The 7,865-nt window shown below is 67.2% G+C and carries 5 protein-coding genes; all 5 read left to right on the plus strand.

Features of this window, described 5'->3' with window-relative positions; translation table 11 throughout:
• On the plus strand, positions 1-1,395 hold a 1,395-nt coding region (locus EOA60_RS11055; protein WP_206628122.1), incomplete at its 5' end, for a PAS domain-containing sensor histidine kinase.
• A 6-nt stretch (positions 1,396-1,401) separates the two neighbouring features.
• Complete coding sequence (gene tsaE, locus EOA60_RS11060) at positions 1,402-2,913, plus strand: tRNA (adenosine(37)-N6)-threonylcarbamoyltransferase complex ATPase subunit type 1 TsaE (RefSeq protein WP_095825511.1); 1,512 nt, start codon at positions 1,402-1,404, stop codon at positions 2,911-2,913.
• Positions 2,910-3,671 (plus strand): nucleotidyltransferase family protein, encoded by a 762-nt coding sequence (locus tag EOA60_RS11065; protein ID WP_127335979.1) that lies wholly within the window; start codon positions 2,910-2,912, stop codon positions 3,669-3,671. Before tsaE ends, EOA60_RS11065 begins: the two co-directional genes overlap by 4 nt.
• Positions 3,672-3,731: 60 nt before the next feature.
• Positions 3,732-6,851, plus strand: a complete 3,120-nt coding sequence (gene addB / locus EOA60_RS11070) for a double-strand break repair protein AddB (protein WP_128311353.1) — start codon at positions 3,732-3,734, stop codon at positions 6,849-6,851.
• Positions 6,848-7,865 (plus strand): UvrD-helicase domain-containing protein (locus EOA60_RS11075; protein ID WP_164899261.1); only part of this gene is annotated, 1,018 nt, incomplete at its 3' end. The genes addB and EOA60_RS11075, both read left to right, overlap by 4 nt.

Consider the following 7,865-nt stretch of genomic DNA (forward strand, 5'->3'; position numbering starts at 1 on the left):
AAACTGTGGGGCCTGGACGGCGGCTTTCTGCACAGCGCCCCCTCCAACGCGCTGCTGCTCGACCGGCTGCGCAGCGAAGGCAAGATCGCCGAACAGCCGGAATGGCGGCGCTGGAAAGAGAACCTGCTCGGCGCCTATCGCGCCGTCGAATCGCAGGAGCATTGGTGGCACCTGCCGGACGGCAAGACGATCCGCGTGGTGGCCAACCCGCAGCCCAAGGGCGGCGTCACCTGGGTGTTCGAGAATCTGACCGAGAAGATGGACCTCGAAAGCCGCTACCAGACCGCCGTGCGTGTGCAAGGCGAGACGCTGGACAATCTGGCGGAGGGCGTGGCGGTGTTCGGCCCGGACGGACGGCTGCGCCTGTCCAACCCCGCCTTTATCGCGCTGTGGGGGCTGGCGCCGGACGCGATCAAGGCTAACGTGCATGTCTCGGCGATCCGCGATCTTTGCGACCAACGCGCGGCAGACAGTCCGTGGGGCGGCTTCGTCGCCGCCATCACCGGCTTCGACGACGAACGCCGCGACAGCCACGGCCAGGCGGAACTCGTCAACGGCACGGTGCTGAGCTATGCCGTGATCCACCTGCCCAACGGGCAAGTGATGATGACCTTTGTCGACGTCACCGACACCGTCAATGTCGAGCGGGCGCTGAAGGACAGGAACGAGGCGCTGGAGAAGTCAGACCAGTTGAAGAACGAGTTCGTGCAGCACGTTTCCTACGAACTGCGCTCGCCGCTGACCAACATCATCGGCTTCACCGAACTGCTGTCGCTGCCGACGACGGGACCGCTGACGCCGAAGCAGCGCGAATATGTCGAGCATGTCGGCTCGTCGTCCTCGGTCCTGCTCACCATCGTCAACGACATACTGGATCTCGCGACGGTCGATGCCGGCATCATGCAGCTCGACATTTCCGAGATGAGCATCGACAGGACGATCGCTGCGGCCGCCGAGCTGGTCGCGGACCGGCTGGAGGAGCATCAGATCAAGCTCAAGGTCGACGCTGCATCGGCGCCGAAGAGCTTCCACGGCGACGAGATCCGGGTCCGCCAGATCCTCTACAATCTCTTGAGCAATGCCGCAAATTATGCGCCAGCGGCGAGCACGATCACGCTCGCTTGCCGTCAAATGGCAGACGGCGTCGAATTCTCGGTGCATGACGACGGGCCGGGCATGCCGCCGGACGTGCTGGAATCGGTCTTCCGACGCTTCGAGCCGCGCGCCAATGGCGGCCGCCGACGCGGCGCCGGGTTGGGACTGTCGATCGTCAAGAGCTTCGTCGAATTGCACGGCGGAACGGTGCGTATAGAGACCGGAGCGGACAAGGGCACGACCGTGATCTGCACCTTCCCGGAGACGCCCTCCGGCGGCATCCGCGAAGCGGCCGAGTAACGCGCTTTGGCAGAAACGGTGTTGGAACGATTTCTCGCCGACGAGGCGGCGACCGCGAGGCTTGGCGAAGACCTTGCCATGGCGCTGCGGGCTGGCGACGCAATTGCGCTGAAAGGCGATCTCGGCGCCGGCAAGTCGACGCTCGCCCGCGCGCTCATCCGGGCGCTTGCCGACGACGCCGGCCTCGAAGTGCCGAGCCCGACCTTCACGCTGGTGCAGAGCTACGAGACGCGGATACCCGTGCACCATTTCGACCTCTACCGCCTGTCCTCGCCGGACGAGCTCGACGAGCTCGGCCTCGACGACGCGCTGGCGCAGGGCGCGGCACTGATCGAATGGCCGGACCGAGCCGGCGACCAGCTGCCGGCAAATGCGCTCCAGGTCGAGCTTATCGAGCAGGGCGCGGGCCGGTCGGCAAGGATCTCCGGACAGGGAGCCGCCTTCGAGCGCGCGGCGCGCTCGCTGGCGATGCGTGATTTCCTGGCCTCGGCCGGCTGGGGCGAAGCGAGCCGCCGTCATTTCGTCGGCGACGCGTCCGCCCGTTCCTACGAGATCGCCTCGCTTCCCGGCCGGGCGCCGCGGGTGCTGATGAACTCGCCGCGCCTGGTGCTCGGACCGCCGGTGCGCGACGGCAAGCCTTACGCCGTGATCGCTCACACCGCACAATCGGTCGCCGCCTTCGTCGCCATCGACCGGGCGCTTCTCGCCGCCGGCGTCAGCGTGCCGCTTATCCATGCGCAGGACCTCGATCAGGGCTTTCTGTTGCTCGAACATCTCGGCTCGGAAGGATTTTTGGGCGGCGACGGCCAGCCGATCGTCGAGCGCTATGAGGCAGCGGCGGAGCTGCTCGCCATGATGCATGGTAAGGCCTGGCCCGACCGCATGGAGGCCGCGCCGGGCGTGTACCACGACGTTCCGCCCTTTGACCGCGAGGCGATGCTGATCGAAGCGGACCTTCTGGTCGATTGGTATGTGCCGATGGTCACCGGCGAGCCGGCAAGCGATGCATTGCGGGCAGGCTACCACAAGGCATGGAACGCGGTGCTCGACCGGCTCGAGGGCCAGGAATACACGCTGATGCTGCGCGACTTCCATTCGCCCAACATCATCTGGCGGGCAGAGCGTTCCGGCCTCGATCGGCTCGGCATCATCGACGTGCAGGACGCGCTGATTGGCCCGGCGGCTTACGACGTCGCCTCTTTGGCCATGGATGCGCGTGTCACCGTCTCGACCGAGATCGAGCGGCGGACGGTCGAAGCCTATGTCGCAGCGCGGCGTTCGGCCGGCGCCTTCGACGAAGCCGGCTTCGCCGAGGCCTATGCGATCATGGCGGCGCAGCGCAATTCGAAGATCCTCGGCATCTTCGTGCGGCTCGAAAAGCGCGACGGCAAGCCCTACTATCTGAAGCACCTGCCGCGCATCCGCGCCTATCTGAGGCGGGCGCTGGCGCATCCGGCGCTTGCCGGCCTGAAGGAATTTTACATGGCCCACGGCCTGCTCGAGGAGCGCTCGCCATGAAGCCGAAGACCGCGATGGTGCTTGCGGCCGGTCTCGGCAAGCGCATGCGGCCGATCACCGACACGATGCCGAAGCCGCTGGTGAAGATCGCCGGCAAGGCCTTGCTCGACTGGGGGTTGGACAGCCTGGAAGCCGCCGGCGTCGCCAGCGCCGTCGTCAACGTTCACTACCTGCCGGAGCAGATCATCGCCCATGTCGCCGGCCGCCGGGCGCCGAAGATCGACATTTCCGACGAGCGCGCGGGCCTGCTGGACTCGGCCGGCGGCATCGTCAAGGCGCTGCCGTTCCTGGGGGGCGAGCCTTTCTACATCATCAATGCCGATACGTTCTGGATCGACAGCGGCGAGCCCAGCCTCGAGCGCCTCGCCCTTGCATGGGACGCCGCTAGAATGGATATTCTGCTGATGCTCACCGATCTCGACTCAGCGATCGGACACTGCGTCGGCACCGACTTCCTCGTGGCGCCGGACGGCGCGCTGCACCGGTCCAAAGGCGACCCTGCCGGCTTGATCTATGCCGGTGCCGCGATCATCGATCCGCGCATCTTCAAGGATGCGCCCGAAGGCCCGCATTCGATCAACGCCTATTTCGACAAGGCAATCGACGCCGGCCGCCTGTTCGGCATGAAGATGAGAGGCCGCTGGATCACCGTCGGGACGCCGGACGCCATTCCGGCGGCCGAAGCGGCGGTCACCGGCGCGCCCGCGACCGCATCGGCCCAAAAATCGGGTCCGATTTTTGGAAAGCACGATGCGTAGACTCAAAGAGTTAGATCGTCGTTTGTGCGCCCAAACGGGCGCACAAAGATCTAATGCGGTATGAGCGGCTCGCGCCGCGTCTTGTCCATCCCGTCCGGAGCGCCGTTCCTGCCGACGCTGGCGGAGGCGTTGCTCGAAGGCCGCCTGATCCCAACCTTCCGCTTCGACGGCGAGCCGCTGGCGCTGGCTGACGCGACCATCTATGTGCCGACGCGGCGCGCGGCGCGCGCCCTGCGCGGCGCCTTCGTCGACATGCTCGGCAGACGCTCGGCCATCTTGCCGACGGTGCGGCCGCTCGGCGAGTTCGACGAGGACGAGGCCGCCTTTGACGCCGAGGCGGCACCGGCAATAGACCTCGCACCGCCGATCGCCGCGCAGGAAAGGCTGCTGTTGCTGGCGCCGCTGGTGCGTGCCTGGAAGGAAAGCCTGCCGGCGCACGTCCGGACGCGCTTCAACGAGGAGTTCGTTGTGCCGACCTCGGCCGCCGACGCCATCTGGCTTTCGCGCGACCTTGCCCGGCTGATGGACGAGATCGAGACCGAGGGGACGGATTGGGCGAAGCTCGCCACGCTGGTCACCGGCAACCTTGCGGGCTGGTGGCAGGTGACGCTCGATTTCCTCGGCATCGTCACCGACAACTGGCCGGAGTTGCTCAAAGAGCGTGACCGCTCCAATCCGGCCGCGCACCGCAGCGCGCTGATCCGGCTGGAAGCGGCGCGGCTGAAGCGCAGTCCGCCGACCGGACCGGTGATCGCCGCCGGTTCGACCGGCTCCATTCCAGCCACGGCCGAGCTGCTTGCCGTGATCGCCGGCTTGCCGAACGGCGCCGTCGTGCTGCCCGGGCTCGACCGCGAGCTCGACGACGCGTCCTTCGCGGCGATAACCGCGCCCGGCGCGCGGCCGGCAACACTTGGTCACCCACAATACGGCCTCGCCAAGCTGATCGGCAGCATTGGCATTGAGCGCCGCGATGTCGAGGAGATCGGCGCTGCGTCAAGACCGCTTGCATTACGCGCCGCCCTTGTCGGCGAGGCGCTGCGGCCGGCCGAGACCACCGAGCTTTGGACGGAGTCGCGGCCGCGTTTCCCGGTCAGCGATGTCGAGCAGGCGCTGGCCGGCGTGACGCTCGTCGAGGCTGCCAATGAGCGCGACGAGGCGGCAGCGATTGCCATTGCGCTTAAGCGCGCAGTGGAAATGCCGGGCAAGCGCGCGGCACTCGTCACCGGCGACCGCGCCCTGGCGCGACGCGTCTCGGCCGAGCTGCTACGCTTCGGCGTCGTCGCTGACGATTCCGGCGGCACGCCGCTAGCCAACACGCCGGCCGCCAGCCTGCTCAGGTTGGCGCTAGGCGCAGCATTCCGGCCAGGCGATCCGGTGGGTCTATTGTCGCTGCTCAAGCATCCGCTGCTTGGCCTCGGTCTCGAACGCCAGAGCGTGCGCAAGGCTGCCGAGCTGATCGAGCTGGTGGCGCTGCGCGGCGGCACCGGCCGGCCGGACGTCGCTTCCCTCGACGCGCTTTTCGAGACGCGGCTCGCGGGCCTTGGCGGCGACAGCCGTCAGCCCTTCTGGTTCCAGCGCCTCACGGTACGCGGTATCGAAGAGGCGCGGGCAGTGCTCAATCGCCTCACCGATGCGCTATCCCCGCTCACTGCGATGCGCGGCGAGAAGGATGCCGATATCGCGACATTGACGCGGGCGAGCGTCGTGGCGTTAGAAGGTCTCGGCCGCGCGGCCGATGGCAGCCTGACCAGCCTCTATGCCGGCGACGCCGGCGAGAAGCTCGCCGAGCTGCTGCGCGGGCTGGTTGCCGTGTCATCGCCGTTTATGATCGGTGCGGGCGAATGGCCCGACGTGATGGAGGCGCTGCTCGCGCCGGAAACGGTCAAGCCGGCGCAAGGCACCGACCGCAACATCGCCATCTGGGGCGCGCTGGAAGCTCGCCTGCAAAGCGTCGACACGCTGGTCATCGGCGGCCTCAATGAAGGGGTCTGGCCGCGCAAGCCCGAGAGCGACCGGTTCATGTCGCGGCTGATGAAGACCGGCATCGATCTCGAGCCGCCGGAGCGGCGCATCGGCCTGGCCGCGCATGATTTCCAGATTGCGATGGGTACTGAAACGGTGGTGCTGACGCGCTCGGCCCGATCCGGCGACGCGCCGGCGGTGCCGTCGCGCTGGCTGCAGCGCATCGTCACCTTCATCGGCCAGGACCAGGCGACGGCAGTTCGCCGGCGCGGCGACGCGCTGCTTGCCTGGGCGCGCGCGCTCGATGCCGGCGACAGGAAGGATTTTGCGTCTCGCCCACAGCCGAAACCGCCGCTGCACCTGCGGCCACAGCATTTCTCGGTCACCGAGATCGAGACGCTGCGCCGCGACCCCTATGCGATCTATGCCAGGCGGATTCTCAGCCTGATGCCGCTCGACCCGGTGATCCGCGACCCCGGCGCTGCCGAACGCGGCACGCTGTTCCACGAAATCCTGCATTTGTTCTCGCGAAGGATGGAGGATCCGAGGGCGCCGGGCGCGCTGGCAGCCCTCATCGAGGCCAGTCGCGCGTGCTTTGCCGACGCGGCACTTCCGCCCGATATCGAGGCGGTGTGGTGGCCGCGCTTCGAAAAGCTCGCGGAAAACATCATCGAATGGGAGCATACCCGCGCCGACGCCGTCGCCCGGCGCTATGCCGAGGAACGCGCCGAAAAGACCGTTATCGGCCGCACCGGCATCACGCTTTCGGGCTATGCCGACCGGGTCGACCTTCTCGCCGGCGGCATGGCCGACATCCTCGACTACAAGACCGGTTCCTCGCCTTCGAAGGCGCAGGCGCATACGCTTCTGTCGCCGCAGCTGGCACTCGAGGGCGCGCTTCTTCGGCGGGGCGCCTTCAAGGAGCTCGGCATCTGCGAGCCCTCGCAGCTTGCCTTCGTGCGGCTGAAGCCGAACGGTGAGGTGTTCGAGGAATCGATCCTCGAATACAACCGCAAGCCGAAGACCGCCAACGAGCTTGCCGAGGAAGCGTGGGCGCGGCTGGAAAGGCTGCTCTTCCACTATGCTGACCCGACCACCGGCTATCTGTCACGCGCGCTGCCGTTCCGCGAAGGCGAGGCCGATGGCGACTACGACCATCTGGCGCGCGTGCTGGAATGGTCGGCCGGCGGCGCAAGCGAGGACGAGGCGGAAGGATGAGATATCCGATCCCCTCCGACACCGCCGCCAGCCAGGCGCGCGCTTCCGATCCGCAAAATTCCGCCTGGGTCTCGGCCAATGCCGGCTCGGGCAAGACCCATGTGCTGGCGCAACGCGTCATCCGGCTTCTGCTCAACGGCACCGATCCGTCGAAGATCCTGTGCCTGACCTACACGCGCGCCGCCGCCGCCAACATGTCGAACCGCGTGTTCTCGACGCTGTCGGAATGGACGGCGCTTCCCGACGCCGAGCTCGCGACACGGATAGCCGCGCTCGACGGGCGGTCGGCCGATCGCGATACGATGCGGCGCGCGCGTCGATTGTTTGCCGAGGCGCTGGAAACGCCGGGCGGCCTGAAAATTCAGACCATCCACGCCTTCTGCGAATCGGTGCTGCATCAGTTCCCGCTGGAAGCCAACATCCCGGCGCATTTCGAGATGCTCGACCCGCAGATGGAGGCCTCGCTTTTCGCTGATGCGCGACGCGACATGATCTCGGGTGCCGGCACCGGTGTCGAAGGCCTGGCGGAAGCCTTTGCCACGGTGCTGGAGCGCGGCGGCGAGTTCGGGCTCGACATGCTGCTCTCCGAGATCGTGGGCAAGCGCGACGAACTGCGCGCCTTTATCGAAAAGCTGGGCAAGGACCGGGAGTTCCGGCTGCTGTTCGCCGAATTCGGCTTCAACCCCGGCCAGACGGCAGCCGGCATTGCCGCTTCGGTCTGGCCGCTGCCGGGCTTTGCGCCGAGCCAGTTCGCTGAATTCGGGCGCGCCGCCGAAGCCGCCGACGCGCGGCAGGTGCTGAACAACGTGCTGCCCTATGCGCAGACCGCTTTTGCCGAAGCTGATCCGATCAGGCGACTGCGACTGCTCGCCAAGGCATTTCTGCGCTCCGATGGCGACCCTTACGATCCACCGAAAATCTTCAAGAAAGCGCTGGTGGACAGGCTGCCCGACCTGCCCGAGCGCTATCTCGCGGCGGCCAAGGCGATCCTCGATGTATCGGACCGGCTGGGGC

The organism is Mesorhizobium sp. M1A.F.Ca.IN.020.06.1.1 (assembly GCF_004023265.1).
Lineage (GTDB): Bacteria > Pseudomonadota > Alphaproteobacteria > Rhizobiales > Rhizobiaceae > Mesorhizobium.

Excerpts from the sequence above, each read along its gene's own strand:
- EOA60_RS11065 (WP_127335979.1), top strand. The coding sequence starts at position 2,910 with ATGAAGCCGAAGACCGCGATGGTGCTTGCGGCCGGTCTCGGCAAGCGC.
- addB (WP_128311353.1), top strand. The coding sequence starts at position 3,732 with ATGAGCGGCTCGCGCCGCGTCTTGTCCATCCCGTCCGGAGCGCCGTTC.